At 53.9% G+C, this 21,959-nt stretch carries 21 protein-coding genes; 16 read left to right on the top strand and 5 right to left on the bottom strand.

Going from position 1 to position 21,959, the window contains the following annotated elements; translation table 11 throughout:
- Together hgdB and LKE88_RS07390 are read left to right on the top strand one after the other, a co-directional pair.
- On the top strand, positions 1 to 1,140 hold the full coding sequence (gene hgdB, locus LKE88_RS07395) for a (R)-2-hydroxyglutaryl-CoA dehydratase subunit beta (protein WP_118286728.1): 1,140 nt from the start codon (positions 1 to 3) through the stop codon (positions 1,138 to 1,140).
- 128 nt (positions 1,141 to 1,268) lie between these two features.
- On the top strand, positions 1,269 to 2,603 hold the full coding sequence (locus tag LKE88_RS07390; RefSeq protein ID WP_118286729.1) for an acetyl-CoA hydrolase/transferase family protein: 1,335 nt from the start codon (positions 1,269 to 1,271) through the stop codon (positions 2,601 to 2,603).
- A gap of 46 nt (positions 2,604 to 2,649) precedes the next feature.
- Here LKE88_RS07390 and LKE88_RS07385 read toward each other — a convergent pair whose 3' ends face one another.
- A complete protein-coding gene (locus LKE88_RS07385; RefSeq protein WP_105326290.1) occupies positions 2,650 to 3,576 on the bottom strand; it encodes a LysR family transcriptional regulator in 927 nt (308 codons plus the stop codon).
- Positions 3,577 to 3,782: 206 nt separating this feature from the next.
- Here LKE88_RS07385 and LKE88_RS07380 point away from each other — a divergent pair, with 206 nt between their 5' ends.
- The 7 genes from LKE88_RS07380 (at position 3,783) to LKE88_RS07350 (ending at position 11,770) form a co-directional block, all read left to right on the top strand.
- Positions 3,783 to 5,204, top strand: coding sequence for a YfcC family protein (locus LKE88_RS07380; RefSeq protein WP_118286730.1), 1,422 nt, complete (start codon positions 3,783 to 3,785; stop codon positions 5,202 to 5,204).
- Positions 5,205 to 5,231: 27 nt separating this feature from the next.
- Positions 5,232 to 6,431, top strand: a complete 1,200-nt coding sequence (locus LKE88_RS07375; RefSeq protein WP_118286731.1) for a M20 family metallopeptidase — start codon at positions 5,232 to 5,234, stop codon at positions 6,429 to 6,431.
- Between the two features lie 291 nt (positions 6,432 to 6,722).
- Positions 6,723 to 8,855 carry an anaerobic ribonucleoside-triphosphate reductase gene (gene nrdD, locus LKE88_RS07370; RefSeq protein ID WP_105326287.1) on the top strand — a complete coding sequence of 711 codons (2,133 nt, stop codon included), beginning with the start codon at positions 6,723 to 6,725 and terminating at the stop codon, positions 8,853 to 8,855.
- A gap of 14 nt (positions 8,856 to 8,869) precedes the next feature.
- Positions 8,870 to 9,403 (top strand): anaerobic ribonucleoside-triphosphate reductase activating protein, encoded by a 534-nt coding sequence (nrdG, locus tag LKE88_RS07365; protein ID WP_118286732.1) that lies wholly within the window; start codon positions 8,870 to 8,872, stop codon positions 9,401 to 9,403.
- A gap of 171 nt (positions 9,404 to 9,574) precedes the next feature.
- Positions 9,575 to 10,783: a M20 metallopeptidase family protein gene (locus tag LKE88_RS07360; protein WP_118286733.1), complete on the top strand. Its 1,209-nt coding sequence runs from the start codon at positions 9,575 to 9,577 to the stop codon at positions 10,781 to 10,783.
- A gap of 16 nt (positions 10,784 to 10,799) precedes the next feature.
- Positions 10,800 to 11,390, top strand: coding sequence for a GDSL-type esterase/lipase family protein (locus tag LKE88_RS07355; protein ID WP_105326284.1), 591 nt, complete (start codon positions 10,800 to 10,802; stop codon positions 11,388 to 11,390).
- Positions 11,387 to 11,770, top strand: a complete 384-nt coding sequence (locus LKE88_RS07350; protein WP_105326283.1) for an acyl-CoA thioesterase — start codon at positions 11,387 to 11,389, stop codon at positions 11,768 to 11,770. Before LKE88_RS07355 ends, LKE88_RS07350 begins: the two co-directional genes overlap by 4 nt.
- Positions 11,771 to 11,826: 56 nt before the next feature.
- Here LKE88_RS07350 and LKE88_RS07345 read toward each other — a convergent pair whose 3' ends face one another.
- Together LKE88_RS07345 and LKE88_RS07340 are read right to left on the bottom strand one after the other, a co-directional pair.
- The gene (locus tag LKE88_RS07345; protein ID WP_105326282.1) at positions 11,827 to 13,320 is read right to left on the bottom strand and encodes a sodium-dependent transporter; all 1,494 of its coding nucleotides are present in this window, start codon (positions 13,318 to 13,320) and stop codon (positions 11,827 to 11,829) included.
- A gap of 123 nt (positions 13,321 to 13,443) precedes the next feature.
- Positions 13,444 to 13,860, bottom strand: a complete 417-nt coding sequence (locus LKE88_RS07340; protein ID WP_118286734.1) for a hypothetical protein — start codon at positions 13,858 to 13,860, stop codon at positions 13,444 to 13,446.
- Positions 13,861 to 14,019: 159 nt separating this feature from the next.
- Here LKE88_RS07340 and LKE88_RS07335 point away from each other — a divergent pair, with 159 nt between their 5' ends.
- The 3 genes from LKE88_RS07335 (at position 14,020) to LKE88_RS07325 (ending at position 16,654) form a co-directional block, all read left to right on the top strand.
- Positions 14,020 to 14,790 (top strand): HAD family hydrolase, encoded by a 771-nt coding sequence (locus LKE88_RS07335; RefSeq protein ID WP_105326280.1) that lies wholly within the window; start codon positions 14,020 to 14,022, stop codon positions 14,788 to 14,790.
- An 81-nt stretch (positions 14,791 to 14,871) separates the two neighbouring features.
- On the top strand, positions 14,872 to 15,777 hold the full coding sequence (locus LKE88_RS07330) for a phosphatase domain-containing putative toxin (protein WP_276803206.1): 906 nt from the start codon (positions 14,872 to 14,874) through the stop codon (positions 15,775 to 15,777).
- A 136-nt stretch (positions 15,778 to 15,913) separates the two neighbouring features.
- Positions 15,914 to 16,654: a L,D-transpeptidase gene (locus LKE88_RS07325; protein ID WP_105326523.1), complete on the top strand. Its 741-nt coding sequence runs from the start codon at positions 15,914 to 15,916 to the stop codon at positions 16,652 to 16,654.
- Positions 16,655 to 16,703: 49 nt separating this feature from the next.
- Here the strand turns inward: LKE88_RS07325 and LKE88_RS07320 are convergent, their stop codons facing one another.
- Both LKE88_RS07320 and LKE88_RS07315 read right to left on the bottom strand, forming a co-directional pair.
- Complete coding sequence (locus tag LKE88_RS07320; protein ID WP_105326278.1) at positions 16,704 to 16,958, bottom strand: hypothetical protein; 255 nt, start codon at positions 16,956 to 16,958, stop codon at positions 16,704 to 16,706.
- A gap of 227 nt (positions 16,959 to 17,185) precedes the next feature.
- Positions 17,186 to 18,526: an ISL3 family transposase gene (locus LKE88_RS07315; RefSeq protein WP_276803910.1), complete on the bottom strand. Its 1,341-nt coding sequence runs from the start codon at positions 18,524 to 18,526 to the stop codon at positions 17,186 to 17,188.
- Between the two features lie 429 nt (positions 18,527 to 18,955).
- Here LKE88_RS07315 and perR point away from each other — a divergent pair, with 429 nt between their 5' ends.
- The 4 genes from perR to rlmH all read left to right on the top strand — a co-directional run bounded on the left by perR (position 18,956) and on the right by rlmH (position 21,936).
- Positions 18,956 to 19,381: a transcriptional regulator PerR gene (gene perR, locus LKE88_RS07310; RefSeq protein WP_105326277.1), complete on the top strand. Its 426-nt coding sequence runs from the start codon at positions 18,956 to 18,958 to the stop codon at positions 19,379 to 19,381.
- Positions 19,382 to 19,513: 132 nt separating this feature from the next.
- Positions 19,514 to 20,311: an MBL fold metallo-hydrolase gene (locus tag LKE88_RS07305; RefSeq protein ID WP_233547539.1), complete on the top strand. Its 798-nt coding sequence runs from the start codon at positions 19,514 to 19,516 to the stop codon at positions 20,309 to 20,311.
- 12 nt (positions 20,312 to 20,323) lie between these two features.
- Positions 20,324 to 21,454, top strand: coding sequence for a S1C family serine protease (locus LKE88_RS07300; protein WP_105326275.1), 1,131 nt, complete (start codon positions 20,324 to 20,326; stop codon positions 21,452 to 21,454).
- Positions 21,454 to 21,936: a 23S rRNA (pseudouridine(1915)-N(3))-methyltransferase RlmH gene (gene rlmH / locus LKE88_RS07295; protein WP_105326274.1), complete on the top strand. Its 483-nt coding sequence runs from the start codon at positions 21,454 to 21,456 to the stop codon at positions 21,934 to 21,936. Before LKE88_RS07300 ends, rlmH begins: the two co-directional genes overlap by 1 nt.
- Positions 21,937 to 21,959 lie beyond the last annotated feature (23 nt).

Genomic DNA, 21,959 nt, shown 5'->3' with positions numbered 1-21,959 from the left:
ATGGCAATCAATACACTTATTGAAGAGTTTAAACAGATCGCTTTGAATCCGAAGGCACAAGCTGCCAAATATAAGGCAGAAGGCAAAAAGCTGATCGGCTGCCTGCCTTACTATTGCCCGGAAGAACTGGTTTATGCTGCTGACATGGTTCCCATGGGTGTTTGGGGCGCCAATGGCAAAACCGAAGTTCGTTCCAAGGAATACTGCGCTACGTTCTATTGCACGCTGGCCCAGCTGTCCCTGGAAATGCTGCTGGACGGCACCCTGGATTGCCTGGACGGTATCATTACCCCCGTTCTGTGCGATACCCTGCGTCCTATGAGCCAGAACTTCAAGGTAGCCATGGAAGGCAAAATGCCGGTTATTTTCCTGGCCCATCCTCAGGTTCGTCAAGATGCTGCTGGTAAGCAGTACACCTATGACCAATACAACAATGTAAAGACCCATCTGGAAGCAATCTGCGGCCATGAAATCGCCAACGATGCCATCCTGAATGCAATCAAAGTTTACAACGCCAGCCGCAAGGCTCGTCGTGAATTCTGCAAACTGGCCAACGAACATTGCGATGTAATCACCGCCAGCGCTCGTTCCTATGTGCTGCAAGCTGCCTACTTCATGCTGAAGGATGAATACACTGCCAAACTGGAACAACTGAACAAAGAATTGGCTGCCACTCCTGTGGGCAAATTCGATGGTCACAAGATTCTGGTTTCCGGTATCACCTACAACATGCCTGGCATCCTGAAAGCTTTGGACGACAACAAACTGGCCATCGCTGCTGATGATGTGGCTTACGAAAGCCGCAGCTTCGCAAAAGATGCTCCGGAAGATCTGGACAACGGCCTGCAGGCTCTGGCTGTACAATTCGGCAGACAGGACAACGATGTTATCCTGTACGATCCGGACTACGCCAAAGATGCCCGTTCCGAACATGTCTGCAAACTGGCTGAAGAAAGCGGCGCCGAAGGCGTTGTAGTCTTCATGATGCAGTTCTGCGATCCTGAAGAAATGGAATATCCGGACCTGAAGAAGGCTCTGAACAAACACCATATTCCTCAGATCAAAGTTGGTGTGGATCAACAGACCCGCGACTTTGGCCAAGCACAAACTGCTCTGGAAGCCTTTGCTGAAAGCTTATAATTCTTCCTCCAGCCTGCTTGCAGGCTGAGGTACAAAAAATGAAGGATGATTCGTGGTGAATCATCCTTCATTTTTTTTGTTATAATAGCTTAAAAGCGGGCTGCGCAGCAGTCCTAAGGGAGGTTATCATGGATTTAAACAGCCAATACCTGGCAAAACGGAAAACGCCGGCAGAGGTGCTTGCCTCTATCCAGGACGGCGATTATATTTTCAGCGCCCAAAGCAGTTCAGCACCGGTGACCCTGATTGAGGAGATGCCCCTGTTGCGGCAGTGGGGCCGGAAAAATCTGGTGTTCAATTCCTGTGGGCCCAATTATGACCATGCCTGGTTCCATGACCCGGCTATGCGGGATACGGTGGAACATGTGAGCTGGTTCTTCAGTCCGCCTGTACGCAAGGCTTGCCAGGAAGGGCTGTGCGGTTTTCTGCCCGGGGATACCACCAGCCTGGTGCGCAAGACTATGGACCGGGCCCGGTGGGAAGGTCGCCGGCCGGTGCTGCTGGCAACGGCGGCCCCCCTGGATGCCCAAGGAAACTTCACCCTTTCGGTGAGTACCCTGTTTGAACGGGACCTTATTAATGCGGGAGCCCTGGTCCTTTTGGAAGTCAGCTCCAAGCATCCCAGAATCTGCGGGGATACCCTGATTCCACTGTCTCGGGTAACCGCCTTTACGGAAACGGACCGGCCGGTACCGGCAGGGAACCCCGGAAAAGCAAAGCCTGTGGACCAGAAGATTGCCGCCCGGGTGGCAGAACTGATTCCGGACGGCTCCACCTTGCAGCTGGGGGTGGGCCATCTGCCCAATGCGGTAGCTGTGGAGCTGCGCAATAGGAAGCACCTGGGCATCCACTCCGGGGTGTTTGGCTATGCCATGCTGGAGCTGATCCGTTCCGGCGCCGTGGACAATTCCCAAAAGGGTTTTATGGACGGCTTTTCCATCTGCTCCAGCGTCAGCGGGGGACAGGACCTGTTCGACTTTGTGGACGACAACCACAGCGTCCTGTTCCGGGCAGGGACCTTTACCAACAACCCCCGGATTATTGCCAAAAACCGAAATATGGTATCCCTGAATTCCACCCTGGAAATTGATCTCACTGGCCAAAGCGCAGGGGAATCCATGGGCTTTCGCCAGTTCTCGGCCAGCGGGGCCCAGCCGGAAACCATCCAAGGAGCCCAATTTTCTCCCGGCGGTAAATCCATTCTGGCCCTGCCCTCCGCCTACGAAGCCAAGACTGCCGACGGCAAACGGGTGCTGCAATCCAAGATTGTCACCAGCTTCCGGCCGGGGACAGTGGTGACCAGTTCCCGGACCCTGGTGGACTACGTGGTAACCGAGTACGGTACTGCCTGCCTCAGGGGCCTTTCCATTCCCCGGCGGGTGGAAGCCCTGATTGCCATTGCCCACCCGGAGTTTCGGGAGCAGCTGCGGCAGGATGCCAAAAAGTACGGGCTATTGTATTAGCAAGCTAAACCAAAAGGCGTTTCTCCTAACTGGGGAGAAACGCCTTTTACAGTATTTGGGCCACGGTTTCCTGGGTGAGCCGGAGAAAGGCCCGGAGGGTAGGGTTGTGTTCCTGGCCTTTGGCATAGGACAGGGTCAGCCAGGGAGCCGTCTGCAGGTCCCCTGTAAGAAAATAGCGGATGGGCTTGGGAATGTGCAGGGCATGGACGTAGGAACTCATGCAGAAAGCAGCCCCCATTCCTTCCGCTGCCAGGCGCACGGCCGTTTCGATGCTGCCCACTTCTTTGAACCTTGCCTGGTTTAATCCAGCGGTTTTCAGCAGCTTATCTTCCTGGAGCCGCACCTGCTGGTAGGGTCGCTGCAAAAGCAGTAGTTCCTTTGGCAGAGCTTCCAAATCCAGAAAAGAATAGGGAGAGCCGGCTACGGGAATGGCCTGGGCACAGGCCGGGTGGTCCGGAGAAAGGGCCAGCAGCAGGGGTTCCCGCTTCAACAGCCGCTGGGCAAATTCCGGGTCCGGTTGATCCTGGATAGAGAGAATCACATCAAATTGGTTATTCTTCAGCCCTTGCAGCAGTTCCTGGTGGTGCTCATGGGTCAGCTTGATTTCGGCGTCCGGATGGGTGCGGTGGAAGGCGGCAATCAGGGTGGGCATCAGAAGGGAAGAATAGATCAGGTAGGTGCCAATGCGCAGACTGTTTTGGCGCCTTTGCTGCAAGGGCAGCAGCGCACTGGCCAGCTCCTGGTCCAGGTCCAAGATTTTCCGGGCGTAGGCGAGGACCAGCTCCCCTTCTGGGGTGGGGGTTACCGACCGGCCGTCCCGCAGGAACAGGGGAACCCCCAAGGACTCCTCCAGCTTTTTGATGGCAATGCTGAGGGTGGGCTGGGTAATATAGAGTTTGCGGGCAGCGGTATGGTAGCTGCCGGTTTCTGCCAGCACGCAGAGATATTGGAGCTGGCGCAGGGGAAAGGTCATGCTGCTGCCTCCTTAGGGACAAATTTACCGATTTTCATCCATTATAGCATGGAAGCTGCTGCGGTAAGCCAGTATTTTGTACAAATGATAGAAAAAATCTATCAGTAGATTAAATAGAACAATTGGACGTACAAGCTGAATTTTCTTACAATGAACCTATCAAGGGCAGCAGCCCGCAACGGCTGCTGCGGAAAGGGAGTAGGAAAATGACAGCAAATGCGGCGGCAGGAAAACCTGTCAAAAAAATGGAAGTACCCCATACTTTTGTGATCATCTTCGTGATGATATTGCTGGCGGTGCTTCTTACGTGGATCATTCCCGCAGGGATGTATGATTTCGTGAAAAATGCCAGCGGCCGGAAAATGGTGGATCCGGCAACCTTCCACTATGTGCAGAGCAGCGGGGTGAATCCTCTGAAAATCCCTCTGTACATCATTAAGGCCTGCGAACAAAGAGCGGAACTGATGATGATCATCTTCTTCTCCGGGGCCGCCTTCCATGTGGTGACGAAAACCGGCTCGCTCCAGGCCCTTCTGGCCATTGGCGCCCGGAAGTTTTCGGACCGGCTGTACATCTTTATCCCGGCCCTGACCCTGCTATTTGGGTTAATCTGCACCACCCAGGCCGTGAATACCTTTATTCCCTTTGCACCAGTGATGGTGATGCTGAGCATGGCCATGGGCCTGGATTCCATTTCTGGGGCTTCCATCATGCTGCTGGGCGGGGCGGTAGGGTTCTCTACGGGGACCCTGAACGTTTCCACCACCCTGGTAGCCCAGAATATTGCGGAGCTGCCGCCTTATTCCGGCTTGGGCTACCGGTCTTTCTGTTTTGTGGTGTATTACATTGTGACCAACATCTATTTGATTCGTTATGCCAATAAGGTGAAGGCCAAACCGGAGCTGAGCCCCATGTACGACCTGGACCAGGAAACCCTCCAGCGGGAAGGCACGCTGGATTTGGAAGAAGCCAGCCACTTGACTCGGAAAAAACTGATTCCCTTAATTCTTTTGATTGTGATTTTTGCCGTCATCATTTATGGAACCATTGTTTGGAAATGGAGTATGGACCAGATGTCCGCCATGTTCCTGGTTTATGCGGTAGCGGCGGATCTATTGTACGGAGCCAGTGCCAACGAAGTGTGCAAGGACATTATTGAGGGCAGCAAAAAGATGCTGGGAGCTGCCTACATCATTGGCATGGCTTCCACCATCAGCGCCATTATGAACGACGGGAAAATCACCTACACCATTGTTCATGCCCTGTCCCAGATTTTGGAAGGGCTGCCGGCGGTGGTGATTGCTCCCGGCATGGTGGTGGCCAATACCATCATCAACGTTTTCCTGACCAGCGGCAGCGGCCAGGCTGTGGCAGTTATGCCCATCCTGACGCCCCTTTCCGATGTACTGGGGGTTACCCGGCAGACCATGGTGCTGGCCTTCAACTTTGGGGATGGGTTCTGCAACTACATTCTGCCCACCTCTACAGCACTTATGGGTTCCCTGTCCGTGACCAACATCCCCTACGACCGGTGGATGCGGTTTATGTGGAAACTGTTTCTCATCTGGCTAGTGGTGGGCTGCATCCTGGCGGCCATTGCCCAATTTATCCAGCTGGGACCGATGTAAAACTTTGCCAAGAAAGAAGGAGACAACATGCTGGAACAGAAAATTGCCCAGGCCAATGCCTGGATTGATGAATTGGCGCCCCAATTGTGGCAGCTCTCCGATGCCATTTATGATCACCCGGAGGTGGGGCCCAACGAGGTGTATGCCAGCGGGCTGCTGACGGATTATCTGGAGCAGCAGGGCTTTACCGTAACCCGGGGACTGGCCACCCTGCCCACAGCCTTTAAGGCTGTTTGGAAAAACGGAGAAGGGGGCCCCAATTTTGGCCTTCTATGCGAATATGATGCCCTGGCCGGTATGGGACATGGCTGCGGCCATCAAATGCAGGGACCGGCCATTTTGGGCGCTGCTGCGGCCATTAAAAAGGCAGCCGGGGATAGACCCTTTACCCTGACGGTATACGGCACCCCCGGGGAAGAAAATATCAGTGGCAAATACATTATGATTGAAAACGGGGTGACCTTTGAGGAACTGGATGTGGCTCTCATGATGCACGGGGGTCCCGCCACCCAGACGGATATCAAATGCTTGGCCAATGGGGAATACACCCTGACCTACCATGGAAAGGCGGCCCATGCGGCCCTGAAGCCCGAAGACGGCCGGAGTTCCCTGGACGCCATGCTGCTGGCTTTCCACGGCATTGAGTGCCTGCGGGAGCACGTGCCCGACGATGTGCGGATTCACTACAATATTTTGGACGCCGGCGGCACCGCTGCCAATGTGGTCCCCAGCTTTACCCAGGCCCAGGTCATGGTCCGGGGCAATACAGTGGGGGAAGTAAAGGGGCTGATGCAGCGGCTGGAGAAAATCTACCAGGGGGCCGCCCTGATGACGGAAACCCAGGTGGAATACCAGCTGGGCAAACTGCTGGACAACAAGATTCCCAACCTGACCCTAAACGATATCCTCATGCGCCATGCCCGGGAACTGAAGGCTCCCAACTGCCAGCCGCCCCGGGAGCGGACCGGGTCCACGGACTTTGCCAATGTAATGCACCGGGTCCCCGGCTCCTGCATCCGGGTAGCCTTTGTTCCCCCAGGAACGGTATCCCATTCGGAAGCTTTTATCCAGGCCGGCAAGTCGGAGGCGGCTCACAAGGCCATTGTTTTTGGGGCCAAAATTTTGGCAGATACCATTTTGGAATTGGTTCAGCAGCCGGAAGAGTTACAAAAAATTCAGGAAGAATTTCGGACCAGATTGTACGCAGAAAACAATAATGAAGTGTAAACAATAAATATTATCAATTAGGCGGAGGGCTCATTCCTCCGCCTTTTTTGGCCTCTGAAAAAATAGATAAAAAGACAGATTGAAACGGAAAAAGGCAAAAGCGTAACCTTTGTCCGCTTTGCGAGAACACACAGCCTGTTGTGTTTTGGGTGTATTTACGTTGATGTTTACACAATATGTAGTTGCGAAATGGTCCGAGATATTGTATGATATTAGGGCAGTCAACAATAACTGTATATAAAAGAATGACAATATATTGCGTAGAAAAAATTCAGGAGAGAGGGATCGGGTATGGCTAAAAAAGTAATCAAGCGCGACGGTTCTACGGTAACTTTTGACCGCAGCAAAATCGTAACAGCCATTCAAAAGGCCAACAAGGCCGTAGAGGAAAAAGAGCAGCTTCCGCTGGAAGATATTGAAGAGATCGCTTCTTTCGTGGAGCACAAGCAAAAAACCAGACTGCTGGTGGAAGATATCCAGGATATGGTGGAAAAACAGATCATGACCCGGGGCCGTTATGCCCTGGCCAAGGCCTACATCATTTACCGGTACAACCGGGCACTGGTCCGCAAGGCCAATACCACTGACGACTCCATCCTGTCTTTGATCAGCAACAAGAATAAGGACGTTATGGAAGAAAACTCCAACAAGAACGCGGTAATGGTTTCCACCCAGCGTGACTTGATTGCCGGGGAAGTTTCCCGGGACCTGACCCGCCGGGTGGTGCTGCCGGAAAAAATTTCCCGGGCCCACGATGACGGTGTCATCCACTTCCATGATGCCGATTATTTCATCCAGCCCATGTTCAACTGCTGCCTGGTAAACCTGGGCGACATGCTGGACAACGGCACGGTTATGCACGGCAAGCTGATTGAAAGCCCCAAGAGCTTCCAGGTAGCCTGCACCGTAATGACCCAGATTATTGCTTCCGTGGCTTCCGCCCAATACGGCGGCCAGTCCGTGGATGTATCCCATTTGGGCAAGTACCTGCGCCGGAGCCGGGAAAAATTCAAGAAACGCCTGCTGGAAACCACCCATGGCCAAATGTCCAAAGAGGATATGGAAGCTGTGCTGGACAGCCGGATGAAGGATGAACTGGCCAGCGGCGTCCAGACCATCCAATACCAGATCAACACCTTGATGACCACCAACGGCCAATCCCCCTTTGTAACGCTGTTCATGCACCTGGATCCCCAGGACGAATACATTGAGGAAAATGCCCAAATCATCGAAGAAATCCTGAAGCAGCGGCTCCAGGGCATCAAGAACGAAGTGGGTGTGTATGTGACCCCGGCGTTCCCCAAACTGGTGTATGTGCTGGACGAAAACAACTGCCTGAAGGGCGGCAAGTACGACTATCTAACCGAGCTGGCCGTACGCTGCTCCATCAAACGGATGTACCCGGACTACATTTCTGCCAAGAAGATGAAGGAAATCTACCAGGGGAATGTATTCTCTCCCATGGGCTGCCGTTCCTTCCTGTCTCCCTGGAAGGATGAAAAGGGCAACTATAAATTCGAAGGCCGCTTCAACCAGGGCGTAGTTTCCCTGAACCTGCCCCAAATTGGCATTATTGCCAAAGGCGATGAAGATAAATTCTGGAAGCTGCTGGACGAACGGCTGCAGCTGTGCTACGAAGCCCTGATGGTGCGCCACAACGCCCTGAAAGGCATTCGCAGCGATGTCAGCCCCATCCATTGGCAGAACGGTGCCATTGCCCGGCTGAAGAAGGGCGAAACCATCGACAAGCTGCTGGAAGGCGGCTACTCCACCCTGAGCCTGGGCTACATTGGCCTGTACGAATGCACCAAGGCCATGAAGGGCGTCAGCCAAACCACCCCGGAAGGGGAAGAATTTGCTATGCGGGTGATGAAGCGCCTGCGCAAGGCCTGCGACGAATGGAAGGAACAGACCGGCCTGGGCTTTGCCCTGTACGGCACCCCGGCAGAATCCCTGTGCTACCGTTTTGCTCGGATCGACAAGGAACGCTTTGGTACCATCCCTGATATTACCGATAAGGGCTACTACACCAACTCCTACCATGTGGATGTGCGGGAACCCATCGACGCTTTCTCCAAATTTAAATTTGAAAGCCAGTTCCAGCCCATTTCTTCCGGCGGCTGCATTTCCTACGTAGAAGTGCCCAACATGAAGAAGAACCCCACGGCCATTGAAGATGTGGTCCGGTTCATTTACGATAATATCCAGTATGCGGAATTCAACACCAAATCCGACTACTGCCAGGTTTGCGGCTTTGATGGCGAGATTATGATCAATGACAACCTGGAATGGGAATGCCCGCAATGCCATAACAAAGACCAGTCCAAGATGAACGTAACCCGCCGGACCTGCGGCTACCTGGGTGAAAACTTCTGGAATGTAGGCAAGACCAAAGAAATCAAATCCAGAGTATTACACCTGTAAGGAGGCTTTTGTTCGTGAATTACGCTGTCATAAAAAAATGTGACGTGGCCAACGGCCCCGGCGTCCGGGTATCCCTGTACGTCAGCGGCTGCACCCATCACTGCAAGAACTGCTTTAACCAGGAGGCTTGGGACTTCCAATACGGCAAACCCTTTGGGTCCGAAGCCGTGAAAGAAATTATGGAAGACCTGGAACCTGGCTACATCAGGGGCTTTTCCCTGCTGGGTGGGGAACCCTTTGAACCCGCCAACCAGGCAGTTTTGGTAGGCCTCCTGCGTCACATCCGGGAACGGTTTCCGGAAAAGACCATCTGGTGCTACAGCGGTTATCTGTACGAAACGGAGCTGCTGGCCGGCAAGGTGGGGGACCCGGAAATTACCCGGGAAATGCTGGGATACCTGGATATCCTGGTAGATGGCGAATTTGTGGACGCCGAGAAGGATTTGAACCTGCGCTTTAAGGGCAGCCGGAACCAACGGATCATCAACGTTCCGGAGTCCCTGAAAACTGGAAAGATTGTCCTCTGGGAAGGTGCCGATTACGCCTGAATCCTGTAGTACTGAGCCTCCGTCCCTTGGGACGGGGGCTTTTTCTTTGCCGGGAAGGGACCCGGGGGAAAGCATTTCCCAAACCCTGTTTCCGTGTTAGAATAGCCTTACCAGGAAATTTCCTCTGGAGTGGGGAAGCTGCCTGGAACATCAAGGTTGGAGGGGAAATCTATGGATGTACAGAAAATGACTGAAGAAGAATTGCAGGCCCAATGTGTGGCCTGGCGCCGCTGGTTCCATGAACACCCGGAAGTCAGCACCAAGGAAGCACAAACGTCCCAAAAGGTTTTTGATATATTGACGGAGCTGGGCCTTAACCCGGTCCGGGGCAAGGGCCACTACGGGGTGGCTGCCACCCTGCAAGGGGCGCAGCCCGGCCCTATGGTTGCCCTGCGGGCGGATATGGATGCCTTGTCCGTAACGGAAGCTACGGGCCTGCCCTACGCTTCCCAAAACCCTGGTGTCATGCACGCCTGCGGCCATGATATGCATATTACCACCTTACTGGAGACCATCCTGCGCCTGCTGCGCCGGAAAGACGAACTGGCAGGCAGCGTCCGGGTGCTGTTCCAGCCCTCGGAAGAAATGTCCCCTACCGGCGGTGCCCGGTACATGATGCAGGACGGTTTTTTGGACGGGGTCCAGGGGGTTTTTGGCCTCCATATGTGGCCCACTTTCCTTTGTGGCCAGGTAGGGGTTAAGGCCGGAGCCTTAATGGCCGGCTCCGACCGGATCAAGGTGATTATCAAAGGGAAAACGTCCCATGCCGGACATCCCCAGGAAGGGGTGGATGCCATTATGGCGGCTGCCGACTTCCTGCAGCAGGTGAGCCATATTGTCAGCCGGCGGATCAGCCCCCTGGCTACGGCCACCATCAATTTCGGCACCATCCAGGGTGGTTCCCGGTACAATGTGGTACCCGGGGAAGTGACCCTGGAAGGCACCATTCGGACCCTGGATGAAGACAACCGGAAAAAGATTCCGGAATTCATCAAGGGCATTCTGGAAGGGCTGAAGCTCAGTGCCGGCATCGACTACGATTTCCAATATTTCTATGGCTACCCGGTACTGGACAATTGGCCGGTACCGGCCCAGCTGGCAGCAGAAACGGTGCGCCAGGTGCTGGGGGACGAGGCCCTGGTGCCCGGTATTTCCCCGGACCTTACCGCCGAAGACTTTGGCTTCTACCTGCAGAAGGTGCCCGGCGCCTTCCTGTGGCTGGGCTGCGGCATCAAAGACCAGCCCGTCCACGGTCTGCACAACGCCAAATTCTGCCCGGATGAACAGGCCCTGGTGGTCGGTTCCCGGCTGATGAGCCAGCTGGCCATCAACGCACTGCAGCAGCTGAAGGCGGGCAAGGATTTCAGCGCCCGCACCTAAAATAAGGAGAATGACTATGAAAATGGCTTTTATCGGTGACAGCTTGGTAAGCTGCCCCAACGTAACGTTAACAGAAACCTGGCCGGACATTGCCGGCAAAAAGCTGGGCCTGGAAGTGGTGAACAACGCTGCCGGCGGCAAACTGACCCTGGTGATGCGGGGGATGTTCCCCTATGATGTGCTGAACGAAAATGCCGACGGGGTCTTTATCCTGTGCGGCATGCGGGATATCATGCTGGATGAACCCATGAGCTCCATCGAAGAAAATATCCAGGTGACCCTGGATAAGGCCCAGGAAGCCGGGCTGAAGGTGATTGTGCTGGGCAAGCCGCCGCTGACTACCCTGAAAAGTGCCGAAGCCGGCTGGCAGGTGCCCAGTGAAGTGGACAAGCACAATGAGGCCCTGAAAACCTACCGGGCCTGGCTGGACGAAGAAGCTGCCCGCCGGAACCTTCCGGTGCTGGACTTTCAGGAAGTGCTGACCAAGGCCGCTGCAGAAAGCGGCAAGGAACTGCTGCTGGACGGGCTCCATCCCAACGCAGAAGGCTACAAGGCTGTGGCCGCTGCTTTTGTGAAACTCATGGAGGAAAGCAGGGCCCTGGCATGACTGCCACCTGCACCATGACCCGTTCGGTGATGCTGAATATGGCCAACTCCGCGGGAAATCTGTTTGGGGGCACCCTGATGGGCTGGATGGACGAAGTGACGGGGATTACGGCCCATCGCTTTACCTGGACCCGGGTGACCACGGCAGCAGTGAAAAGCATCAATTTCTACGTGCCCATCCACTACGGCACGGTGCTGCAGCTGGAAGGCCGGGTCATCCGGGTGGGCCGCAGCTCCCTGGACGTGGAGGTGGTGGCCTATCTGGAGCCGGAAACGGAAGACGCGGCGCCCATTAAGGCGGCGGACGGGGTCTTTACCTATGTCTCCATCAACGAGGCAGGCCGGCCCATTCCCATCCGGAAAAAACTGGAAGACGCCTAAACGCAAAAAAAGAAATGCCTATGGACGAAAGCATCCATAGGCATTTCTTTTTTAGGTTATTCGTTGGCAGCTTTTTTGGAAGCCGCAGGTTTGCCGGCGCTGCAATAGAAGATGAAGCCCAGGAACAGGAAGGCCACGCAGAACCATTTGACCAGCACTTCCGTACCCTGGCTGGCGAACATATCGTAATAGCCCTTCAGGTAGATGGAGATGATGATCAGCGGCAGTACGTATTGCAGGTAGCTGTGCAGGGAGGTGGGAATGTTCCGGCCTTCCCCGTCGTTGGCCTCCGCCAGGAAGTGCTTCCAGCCCCAGCCGTTTTCCCGGGTGCAGAACAGCACAAAGGCCAGGCTGCCCAGGGGCAGCAGGTTGTTGGAAACGATAAAGTCTTCCAGATCCAGCACGGCGGTGCCCGGGCCCAGAGGCTGGAAGCCGGCCCACAGGTTGTAGCCCAGGGCGCAGGGAACACTGAGGAGAATCACGCAGACGGCGTTAATCAGCACGCTCTTTTTCCGGTCCCAGCCGTACAGGTTCATGCCAAAGGCGATGATGTTTTCAAATACGGCAATGACCGTGGACAGGGCGGCAAAGGACAGGAAGATGAAGAACATCATGCCCCAGAAGCGGCCGCCGGGCATTTGTACAAACAGGTTGGGAATGGTCAGGAAAATCAGGGACGGACCGGCGTCCGGCTCAATGCCGTAGGCAAAGCAGGCCGGGATGATGATGAAGCCGGCCATCAGGGCCACAAAGGTGTCCAGGGCTGTAATGGTGGTGGCTTCCCCAAACAGGCTGCGGCCGTGGGGCAGGTAGGCCCCAAAAATCAGCATGGCGCCGATACCAATGGACAGGGTGAAGAACGCCTGGCTCATGGCGGCAAAAATCATGTTGCCCCAGCCCAGCTGGCTTACCGAGTCCCAATTGGGAATCAGGTAGAAGGCGATGCCCTTTTCTGCCCCGTCCAGGAACAGGGAGTGGGCGGCCAGGACAATCATCAGCAGCAGCAGGGCGGACATCATCCACTTGCTGATCCGTTCCACCCCGTTTTGGATGCCCAAATAGCAGACCGCAAAGCCCAGCAGACAGGTAATCACCATCCAGCCTACCAGGATGCTGGGGCTGGACAGCATGGTGCCAAAGGAAGCCTTGATAAACTCCGGTGAAGCGCCTACAAAGGTGCCCTTGATGTGGAGCCAGCAGTAGTACAGCATCCAGCCGGTAACGGTGGTGTAGTACATCATCAGCAGGTAGCAGCCGGCAATGCTGATGCCTTTCAGCCGGTGCCAGCGGGTGCCCGGCGGTTCCAGCACCTCAAAGCTTTTGGCAGCGCTGCGGCGGCTGCCCCGGCCAATGGCGAATTCGCAGACCATGACGGGGATGCCCATAATCAGAAGAAAGATTAAATAGATCAGGATAAAGGCGGCGCCCCCGAATTGGCCGCAAAGGTAAGGAAACTTCCAGACGTTCCCAATGCCAATGGCGCAGCCGGCAGAAACCAGGATAAAGCCAAGGCGGGAACCGAAAGAATCTAAAGGATTTTGTTCGGACAAAGTAGTACAACCCCTTTCTGCAATATGAAACACTTGTGTACCATTCTATACTAGGATGAAACAAGTTTCAAGCAAAAAGGGGTTGTTTTTTCTTGTTTTTATCAAGATAAATATGAATTGTCCTTAACGGACGCCTTTTCCTGGCTGAATCATGGTAGGAGTCTGGGCCTTTACCTTGGGCTCCAGGGGCACGCCGCCAGTTTGGCCTTGAGGCGGATTCTGCGGGCGGACATTTGGCTGGGGCTGGGTTCCTGCGTTACCGGGTTGGGAAGGAACTGGCAGGGACGGGGTCCGGGGCTGCTGGGCTGCCCGTTTGGCTTCTTCCAGGCGCTGCTGCTGTTCTGCCTGCTGCAGGCGCAGGGAACGTTCCAGTTCGGCTTTTTCGGCTTCTCTCTTTTGGTAGATGGAATGGGCAAAAAAGAGGCATAAGCACAGCACAGCCAAGAGGACAAAGGCCAGCAGGCCGTGGACGGAACGGCCCTTGGCATCAGGGTCCTTTGCGGTAAGGCGGGTATGCCAGCTGCGCAGAAATTTCAGCATATGAATCACTCCTTCTCTATTGTTAGGCCGGCGCAGAGCGTCAGCCCGAACCTGTGGGGTCAATGGCTCTATTTTACACTTGTTCTCCAAAAAGCACAAATCCCCGTGGTATAATAAGGAAAAATCAGCCGGCTCGCCGGCTAAGGAAAAGGATGACTTATGCATAAAAAATATTTTTTCTTTGATATTGACCAGACCCTGGGCCTGGGGATTTCCCAGCAGGTACCTCCGGATACCCAGTATTGCCTGGATGCCCTCCAGGCCGCCGGGCACTTTGTAGCCCTGGCCACAGGCCGAATCCAGTGTGATGCGGCAGCCTTTGCCCAGAAACACGGAATTTCTTCTATGGTGGCGGACGGGGGCAGCAGCCTTACGGTGGACGGAAAAATCCTGTCCATGGAAGGGCTCCCCTTGGAACCTGCCCGGGCCCTGCTCCGGGACCTGACCAGACGGCAGCAGCCCTGGGCGGTGGTGGTGGATAACACCCTGGACCGGTATACGCCCTACCAGGATTACCCCCGGGAAGACCCTAGAAACTACATGACCACCCACGTAGGTCCGGTGGACATTGAAGCCCTGGACCCGATTTTCAAGATTACCTATGCCCGGGAAGCGGAAGGTACAGAACCTGCCTTTCAGCAGGGCCTGCCCCACCTGCCCTATATTGACCATACGTATCTGGTGGAGCCGGTGGACAAGGGTAGGGGCATTGAAAAGCTCATGCACCTGCTTCACGCCGATCCTTCTGACGCCGTGGTGTTTGGGGACGGGCTCAATGACCTGACCATGTTCCGGAAACCCTTTTTCGCCATTGCCATGGGCAACGCCCGGCCGGTCCTGAAAGAACGGGCGGATTATGTGACCCAGGACAATGATAAGGGCGGAATCCTCAATGCCTGCCGGAAATTTGGCTGGCTGCCGGAAAAATAGCAGTGCCGGAGTCTGTGTGCCATTTGTACGGCAAGCTGCAGAGCTCCGCTAAAGGACTATATTAGGAAAGAAGATGATGGGATGCAGTGGAAGAAACGTGCTGCCCTGTGGCTGGTGGTCAGCCAATTGTTTATGGGAGGTGCCTGGGCGGCGGCCCCGGCTTTGCAGGTCAAGGTGGAACGGGAGCCGGGCTTTGTGTGGCGGCTGGATGCCCCCAATACCCTGAAACTGCCCCGGAACTACCGGGTGGACCAGCCCCTGCGGGCCAGCGGCAGCGGCCAGCCCTCGGCCCTGAACCTGGCGGCCGTGGTAAACGACCTGAAAGCCCGGGGAGTGGAGCCCGGACAGGTGGTGGATGTGGACCTGCGCCAGGAATCCCACGGCTATTTTAATGGGGCTGCGGTCAGCTGGTACGGGAAGAACAACTGGGGCAACGTGGGTCTTGCCCCCGCAGCGGTTACGGCAGCGGAGAACCGACAGCTTTCCCAGCTAAGCGGCAGGGAAGAAACCTATTATTCCCTGAGCAAGAAAAAGCTCCCCAAGGATCCGGTTTCCGTACAGGTGCTGCTGGCACCTACTGAGGAGCAGCTGGCCGCCGTCTTTGGGGTGGGCTATAAGCGGTTCCCCTGCACGGACCATCTCTGGCCCGAGGCCCAGCAGGTGGATGTCTTCCTGCAGTGGGCGGATACCCTGCCTCCCGAGGCCTGGCTCCATTTCCACTGTCAGGCCGGGGTGGGCCGGACTACGGCCTTTCTGGCCATCTGGGACATTTGGCGGAATGCACCCCAGGACAGCCTGGAAACCATTACGGACCGGCAGGCCAAGCTGGGGGGCTTGGATCTGCTCAACCTAAAGGCCACTGGCTGGATGGAAAGCGCTAATGCCCGGAAAATCTACCGGGTACGCCAGTTCTACCAATATACCGTGGAGAAAAAGGCGGGGAAAACCAATCTAAGCTGGAGCGAATACCTGAAGCAAAATCCCTGAAGGGGAGGACTGCTCGCCCTACCGCAGTCCAAAAAGTGAAAAAAACGCAAAATCTACCCTGGGCCCTGGACCATCGCTTGCTAGAAAAATAGCAGAATGGTATGATAAAAGACATTAGGAAAGAAGGATGGACCATATGACTACGAATTCTCGCCCAGGGGGGCATTCCCATAAAGGCTTGGCGGCAGGGGTACTGGCAGTCCTTTGCCTGGTGCTGGTACTGGCCGGCTGCTTTGCTTTTGGCTACAAGGGAGGACTGGGACCCAGTCCTTCCATAAAGGCACCGGCCCAAACGGCTGCTTCAGCCCAAACGGCTGCCCAGGAAAAGACGCCTGCCCAGCCCGCAGCCAGCAGCTCCGGAACCGGGGAAATCGGCACCCAGCAGGGAGGCCCGGGCCTGGGAGAAGGTTCCCAAGGAACCAATCTGCTGACGGCTCCCTTGCAAAAAGGAACTAAATATCGGGTGCTGATTGATAAAAGTGACCATAAATTCTATCTTATGGACGGCCAAATGGTGGTCCGGGCCTGGGGCTGCGCCGTAGGCAAGGGCGGCCTGGGCCAGAAACAGGTCAGCGGGGACAACATGACCCCAACGGGCACTTTTCTGGTGGACGAAATTGATGATGCTTCCAGCTGGACCCATGACTTTGGAGATGGCAACGGTTCCATTGCCGGAGCTTACGGGCCCTGGTTTATCAGCCTGGATACCAGAAACCTCAGCGGGGGCAATTGGGACGGCATCGGCATCCACGGCACCCATGATCCAGCTTCCATCGGCACCAATGCCTCGGAGGGCTGCGTCCGGCTGCAGAACGACCAGCTGGAAGAGCTGCGCCAGGTAGCCTATGTGGGTATGCCGGTAACCATTCAAGATTGAATACAGGAAATAAAAAATTCGGATGTGCTGAGCACACCCGAATTTTTTGTTATTGGCCGACCCAGCAGGTACCGCCCTGGCAGTTCCCATTTGGGGGAGCACTCTGGGGCAGCCTTTCCCTGGCGCTGCCATAGCCCTTGCCGCGCCCCTGGCCGCAGCCATAGCCGTAACCAGGACCGCCGCCCTGGCAATACCACCCGTAGCCGGGACCGTATTCCGGCACGGGGCTGGAGGCCAGCACGGCACCGCCCAGGCTCCAAAGGCCCAGAAGTACCAGTGTGAAGAGCAGCATAGATTTTTTCATGGCATTTCCTCCTTGCAAACAGGCCAAAAGGTCTCTATGTATTATAGCACGACTACTGCGCGGGAAGGAGAAAACCAAAAGTGTAAAAATTCCTAAAAAAAATTGTTAGTTTTTATGGAAAAATCCAAATAATAATGGTAAAATATTGGCTCTTCACGTTTTATTGTGGGATGGCAGATTTCTGCCATCCTTCTTTTATGTCTAGCAACATCCCACTGTCGCAATCTCTAGACAGTGCCGTTTCGTATAGATGGTAATGCTGAATATCGAATCAGAGTGAAAAAATATTCATCATTTTTGTATCCATACCCTATTCGTTTTGCAACCTTAATCTTGTTATTGAAGCCTTCAAGCTTTCCTGTGGTAATCGGATGGGCTGAGTGAGCAATCAAACCCTCTTTGCGTTTTCGCTTTAAGCGGGCAAACTTTTGCAGCTGCGGTATGTTGCCCTCCTCGGCTCCTTTAAACCATTTTTCCCATTCTACGGCAGCTAAATCGGGGTTTCTAAGCTCGAATAGATCACTTAGTTCCTCTTTCATTGTATGGCAAACTGTCAAATTTTCATGTTTTTTAAGGATTTCCTTGAGATTTTCTGCCTTTTTATCGCTTAGTGTTTCTTCCTTGCAAAGCAGCGTCCAGCGAGCTTGTTTTACTTCCTTGTAAAGCCGATTCTCCTCTTTAATTGAATCCTCTGCTTTTGTTGCCTGCTCTTCAGCAATATTCTCTGTAATCCCAAGCTTTAGGTTATCGGCTTTCTCTTTGTGCTGTCTTGCTTCCTCCAGCCTTACGGCTCCCAGCACATCTCGTCCATACTGGGCTTGCATATGGTAGCGGTCGTGTACTATTGCCGCATGAGGCAGATACTTTTCTACCAGGGTGTTGAACGATGCGTTCATGTCCATTGCGACAGCTTCTACTTCAGACAAATACTCCAGGTCTGTCTCTTCAAAAAACTTTGTAAAGGCAGCTATAGAGCGTCCCGCACCAACCCAGAGGATGTCTCCCATATCAAGGTCCATAACACAGGTTGCGTAAGTATGGCCTTTGTGCATTGCAAACTCATCAACGGCAAGATGCTTAGGACGGTAGCCACTTTTGCGAAGTTCCTCGCTTCGCGTTTTGAGAGCCTCGTCCATAATTTCCTTATGGATTTTAGAAACTGTTCCCCAATGGATACCGGTCAAATCGCTGACTGCTTTAATCGTCATTTGATGCATAAGCAAAATCTTGATCCATAAAGCGGCACGAGAAGTGACTCTGGTTCCAGGATACTTAAAGGTTATGTTTTCATTGAAGGTATGCCCGCATTTTTGGCACCGGTAGCGGTGGAATCTCACACGAAGAATCCGTGGCTTTCCGGGTATCCAGGGCATGTCTTTAAGTGTAGTTACAGGGTTGTCATGGACATGGACCTTACCGCCGCAGCAAGGGCATACAACGTCGGCTGTAGGCCGGGTACTATTTACATCTATGATCTCTTCAAAAAGAGAAGCAATACTCGTAGGAATATTTTCCTGTATGTTTTTGCATAAATTTGCTATACTTGAGGTTGAGAGCACGTGGATCATTCCTTTCGTAGTTTTGTCGCTATTACTTAGAATGGAGCATCCCGTGCTCTTTTTCAATACCTTTTTTCAGTTTTTAAATTCTGTCTTAGATTTCGTATCCCCCAATTTTCCGTGATGAGCCAAAATATTTATGTATTTTTGCAGCCCTTGGCTCTCTGCCGCAGCAGGATGCTTTCCTGAGAAATGGATGCATTTGCACTGCCTGTCAGAAGGCTTTATTTTTTTCAGGGTGAAACTAAGTGTTAACTAAAAAATAACATTAAACAATCCAAAAAGCTACAAATTTAACAATCTAAACTTTATCATTTTCTTTAAATAACAAGTTAGGAAAGTAAATTGACAAAGAACAAAAAATAATATATATTAATTACAGTTATTAAATAAGATATCAGCCGCATTCACTTGTGGGTAGGAAGGGAGGTGGCGAGAATGTTAAGCTCCAATGAGTTGGCAAAAGTGCTCCGGGACAATGGCTGCAAGGTAACGCCTCAGCGTTTGGCCGTTTATGAGATGCTGGCTCATACAAAAGAACACCCCACCGCAGAAATGATTTATGACAAGGTGAAAGACAAATACACTACGATGAGTTTTGCAACCGTGTATAAGTCTGTGGAGATTTTCAGCAAACTGGGTATAGTCCAGGTACTGAATACGGGGGAAGAAAGTTACCGGTATGATGCCAATGTAATGGAACATCCGCATATCAGATGCACCAAATGCGGAAAAGTCTTTGATGTGCCCCATATCGAGGCCAAACAGATTGAAGACATGGTTTCCAAGCAAACCGGTTTTGACGTAAACGGACACCAATTTTATTTCTATGGCGTTTGCCCTAAATGCCAGCGGAAAGCATAATCCTAGCTGTAAAAACACCGAGCTGTAAGAGTTCGGTGTTTTTTTACATTTTGCCCTTTGGATTTGTTATAATATACAGTAACGTTATGAGGGCTGTTTCCTAGAAAAAACGGTAATTTTGTATTGGTAAAGGTGTTAGAAACGATGCAGACAGACTTTGAAGTTGATATTTTGGCCAGCGGCAGCCGGGGCAATTCCACCCTGATCCGGGTGGGGGACACGGCGGTGCTTATTGATGCAGGGATTTCCTGCCGGCGGATTGTCCAGGGCCTGAAGAAATGCGGCCTGGAGCCGGAAGACCTGAGCGGGATTTTCCTGACCCATGAGCACAAGGACCACGTGGCCGGACTGGATGTGTTTGGCCGGCATTACGGAACCGTACCCATTTTCGCCAATGAAAAGACCTGGTCCCAGCTGCCGGTGCGCCGGCTGCTTACCCGGGAACAGGTGCGGGCGGTACCCCGGTCCTGCACCCTGGGCCGGCTCCGGATCGAACCCTTTAAGATTTCCCATGATGCGGCGGATCCGGTGGGGTACCAGCTGTTCTACGGGGACGAAAAGTGTACCTACCTGACGGACTGCGGCACCATTACCCCAACGGTGAGAAATGCTGTGGAAGGCGCAGAAGTCCTCATCCTGGAAGCCAACCATGATGAAACCATGCTGCGCAACGGACCCTATCCGCCCCAGCTCCAACGGCGCATTGCCGGCCAATACGGCCATTTGTCCAATGTGACCGCGGGCCAATTTCTTACGGAACTGCCGGTGCTGCCCAAGGAAGTATTCCTGGCCCATCTCAGTGAAAAAAACAATACCCCCCATATCGCCTATGAAACGGTGGAAAACCAGCTGAAGCAAATGCCCCAGCCCCACCAGATTCAACTGTTCGTGGCTTCCCAGCAGGAGCTGGTAAGCAATGTCCGGTCCTAAAGGAGTGATCGTATGAAACGCAAACTTTCCCAAAAAACCTTGAGCACCTTACTGGCTCTTTCTCTCAGCATGAGCTTCTTTACTGCCGGCTGCGGGCTGGCCAGCAAGGCCACCAATGATAAGACGGCTGCCAAGCCGGCTACCACCCAGGAAGAGAAAATGAAGGAAGCCGATTCCAAGCTCAGTGCCAATCGGAATACTCCCATCGTCCAGGCTGCCAAGAAAGTGGGTCCTACGGTTGTGGGTATTACCAACAAGGCCCTGGTGCGGGATTATTTCAACCGGACCCAGCTGGTGGAAAAGGGCAGCGGTTCCGGGGTCATCTACAGCAAGGATGGCCTGATTGTGACCAATAACCACGTAGTGGCAGGGGCCCAGGAAATTGTGGTCAGCCTGTCCAACGGCAAAACCTACACCGGCAAGGTGCTGGGCACCGATCCCACCACGGACCTGGCAGTGGTGAAAATCCAGGCCGACGAGGATCTGCCGGTAGCGGAATTTGGTGATTCCGATACCCTGATGGTGGGCGAACCGGCCATTGCCATCGGTAACCCCCTGGGCATGGAATTCCGGGGTACGGTAACCGCCGGCGTCATCAGCGCCCTGAACCGGACCATTGATTTGGGTGAGCAGCGCTTCCGCCTGATCCAGACCGACGCAGCCATTAACCCCGGCAATTCCGGCGGGGCCCTGGCCAACGCAGACGGTCAGGTCATCGGCATCAACAGCGCCAAGATTGTGGTCAGCGGCGTAGAAGGCATTGGCTTTGCCATTCCTATCAACGAAGCCAAACCCATTATCAAGCAGTTGGCCGAACAGGGCCGGGTGGTGCGCCCGTATTTGGGGGTCAGCCTCATTGACAAGACCTTGGCAGAACGGTTTGGGTTCAATATCGACCTGAGAGGAGGGCTGTTTGTAGCCAAATTGTTTCAAAATGGTCCAGCCTATCAGGGAGGCATTCGCCCGAATGATATCATTACCAAATTCAATGGGACTAAGGTTGATTCGGTGGCTGCTCTTCGGGACGCTTTGAACAAGTGCCAGGTAGGGCAGACGGTTCCTGTCACCATCTTGCGGGGCGATACGGAAGTGGATAAGAACGTAACCTTAACAGAAATGCCCCAGCAGGACAGCAATAACTGATGCTGAAGATTACCATTGCCTGTGTGGGCAAATTAAAAGAAGACTATCTGCGCAGCGCAGAGGCGGAATTTGTGAAACGGCTGGGGGCCTATTGCCAGCTGGAAATCAAATGCATTCCGGAAGAAAAAATGCCAGAAAACGCCTCTCCGGCTGCCGAGCAGCAGGTACTGCAAAAAGAGACGGAGCGCGTCCTGAAGCTGATTGACGACCACAGCTATGTGGTGCTGTTGGATCTGAAGGGAAAGGAAATTTCCTCTCCCCAGCTGGCGGAGAAGCTGGACCGCTGGATGGTGGAGGGGGTCAGCCATCTGACCTTTGTCATTGGAGGCCCCTTTGGCTATACGGATGACCTGCGCCGGCGGGCGGATTTCCGCTGGAGCTTTTCACCCCTGACCTTCACCCACCAGATGATCCGGGTTCTTCTGCTGGAGCAGATCTACCGGGCCTTCAAGATTCTGCGCAACGAAAAGTACCACCATTAAGCGGTTTTACTCTATTTTATCAG

This window comes from Acidaminococcus hominis (assembly GCF_022484025.1).
GTDB classification, from domain to species: Bacteria; Bacillota; Negativicutes; order Acidaminococcales; family Acidaminococcaceae; genus Acidaminococcus; species Acidaminococcus hominis.
The sequence above is the reverse complement of the archived record's forward strand: the minus strand, read 5'-3'. Positions and strand labels throughout refer to the sequence as shown.

Bases quoted from the DNA above. Each gene is read 5' to 3' on its own strand.
- hgdB (WP_118286728.1), top strand. From the start codon at position 1: ATGGCAATCAATACACTTATTGAAGAGTTTAAACAGATCGCTTTGAAT.
- LKE88_RS07390 (WP_118286729.1), top strand. From the start codon at position 1,269: ATGGATTTAAACAGCCAATACCTGGCAAAACGGAAAACGCCGGCAGAG.
- LKE88_RS07385 (WP_105326290.1), bottom strand. From the start codon at position 3,576: ATGACCTTTCCCCTGCGCCAGCTCCAATATCTCTGCGTGCTGGCAGAA.
- LKE88_RS07380 (WP_118286730.1), top strand. From the start codon at position 3,783: ATGACAGCAAATGCGGCGGCAGGAAAACCTGTCAAAAAAATGGAAGTA.
- LKE88_RS07375 (WP_118286731.1), top strand. From the start codon at position 5,232: ATGCTGGAACAGAAAATTGCCCAGGCCAATGCCTGGATTGATGAATTG.
- nrdD (WP_105326287.1), top strand. From the start codon at position 6,723: ATGGCTAAAAAAGTAATCAAGCGCGACGGTTCTACGGTAACTTTTGAC.
- LKE88_RS07360 (WP_118286733.1), top strand. From the start codon at position 9,575: ATGGATGTACAGAAAATGACTGAAGAAGAATTGCAGGCCCAATGTGTG.
- LKE88_RS07355 (WP_105326284.1), top strand. From the start codon at position 10,800: ATGAAAATGGCTTTTATCGGTGACAGCTTGGTAAGCTGCCCCAACGTA.
- LKE88_RS07350 (WP_105326283.1), top strand. From the start codon at position 11,387: ATGACTGCCACCTGCACCATGACCCGTTCGGTGATGCTGAATATGGCC.
- LKE88_RS07340 (WP_118286734.1), bottom strand. From the start codon at position 13,860: ATGCTGAAATTTCTGCGCAGCTGGCATACCCGCCTTACCGCAAAGGAC.
- LKE88_RS07335 (WP_105326280.1), top strand. From the start codon at position 14,020: ATGCATAAAAAATATTTTTTCTTTGATATTGACCAGACCCTGGGCCTG.
- LKE88_RS07330 (WP_276803206.1), top strand. From the start codon at position 14,872: ATGCAGTGGAAGAAACGTGCTGCCCTGTGGCTGGTGGTCAGCCAATTG.
- LKE88_RS07325 (WP_105326523.1), top strand. From the start codon at position 15,914: ATGACTACGAATTCTCGCCCAGGGGGGCATTCCCATAAAGGCTTGGCG.
- LKE88_RS07320 (WP_105326278.1), bottom strand. From the start codon at position 16,958: ATGAAAAAATCTATGCTGCTCTTCACACTGGTACTTCTGGGCCTTTGG.
- LKE88_RS07315 (WP_276803910.1), bottom strand. From the start codon at position 18,526: ATGATCCACGTGCTCTCAACCTCAAGTATAGCAAATTTATGCAAAAAC.
- perR (WP_105326277.1), top strand. From the start codon at position 18,956: ATGTTAAGCTCCAATGAGTTGGCAAAAGTGCTCCGGGACAATGGCTGC.
- LKE88_RS07300 (WP_105326275.1), top strand. From the start codon at position 20,324: ATGAAACGCAAACTTTCCCAAAAAACCTTGAGCACCTTACTGGCTCTT.
- rlmH (WP_105326274.1), top strand. From the start codon at position 21,454: ATGCTGAAGATTACCATTGCCTGTGTGGGCAAATTAAAAGAAGACTAT.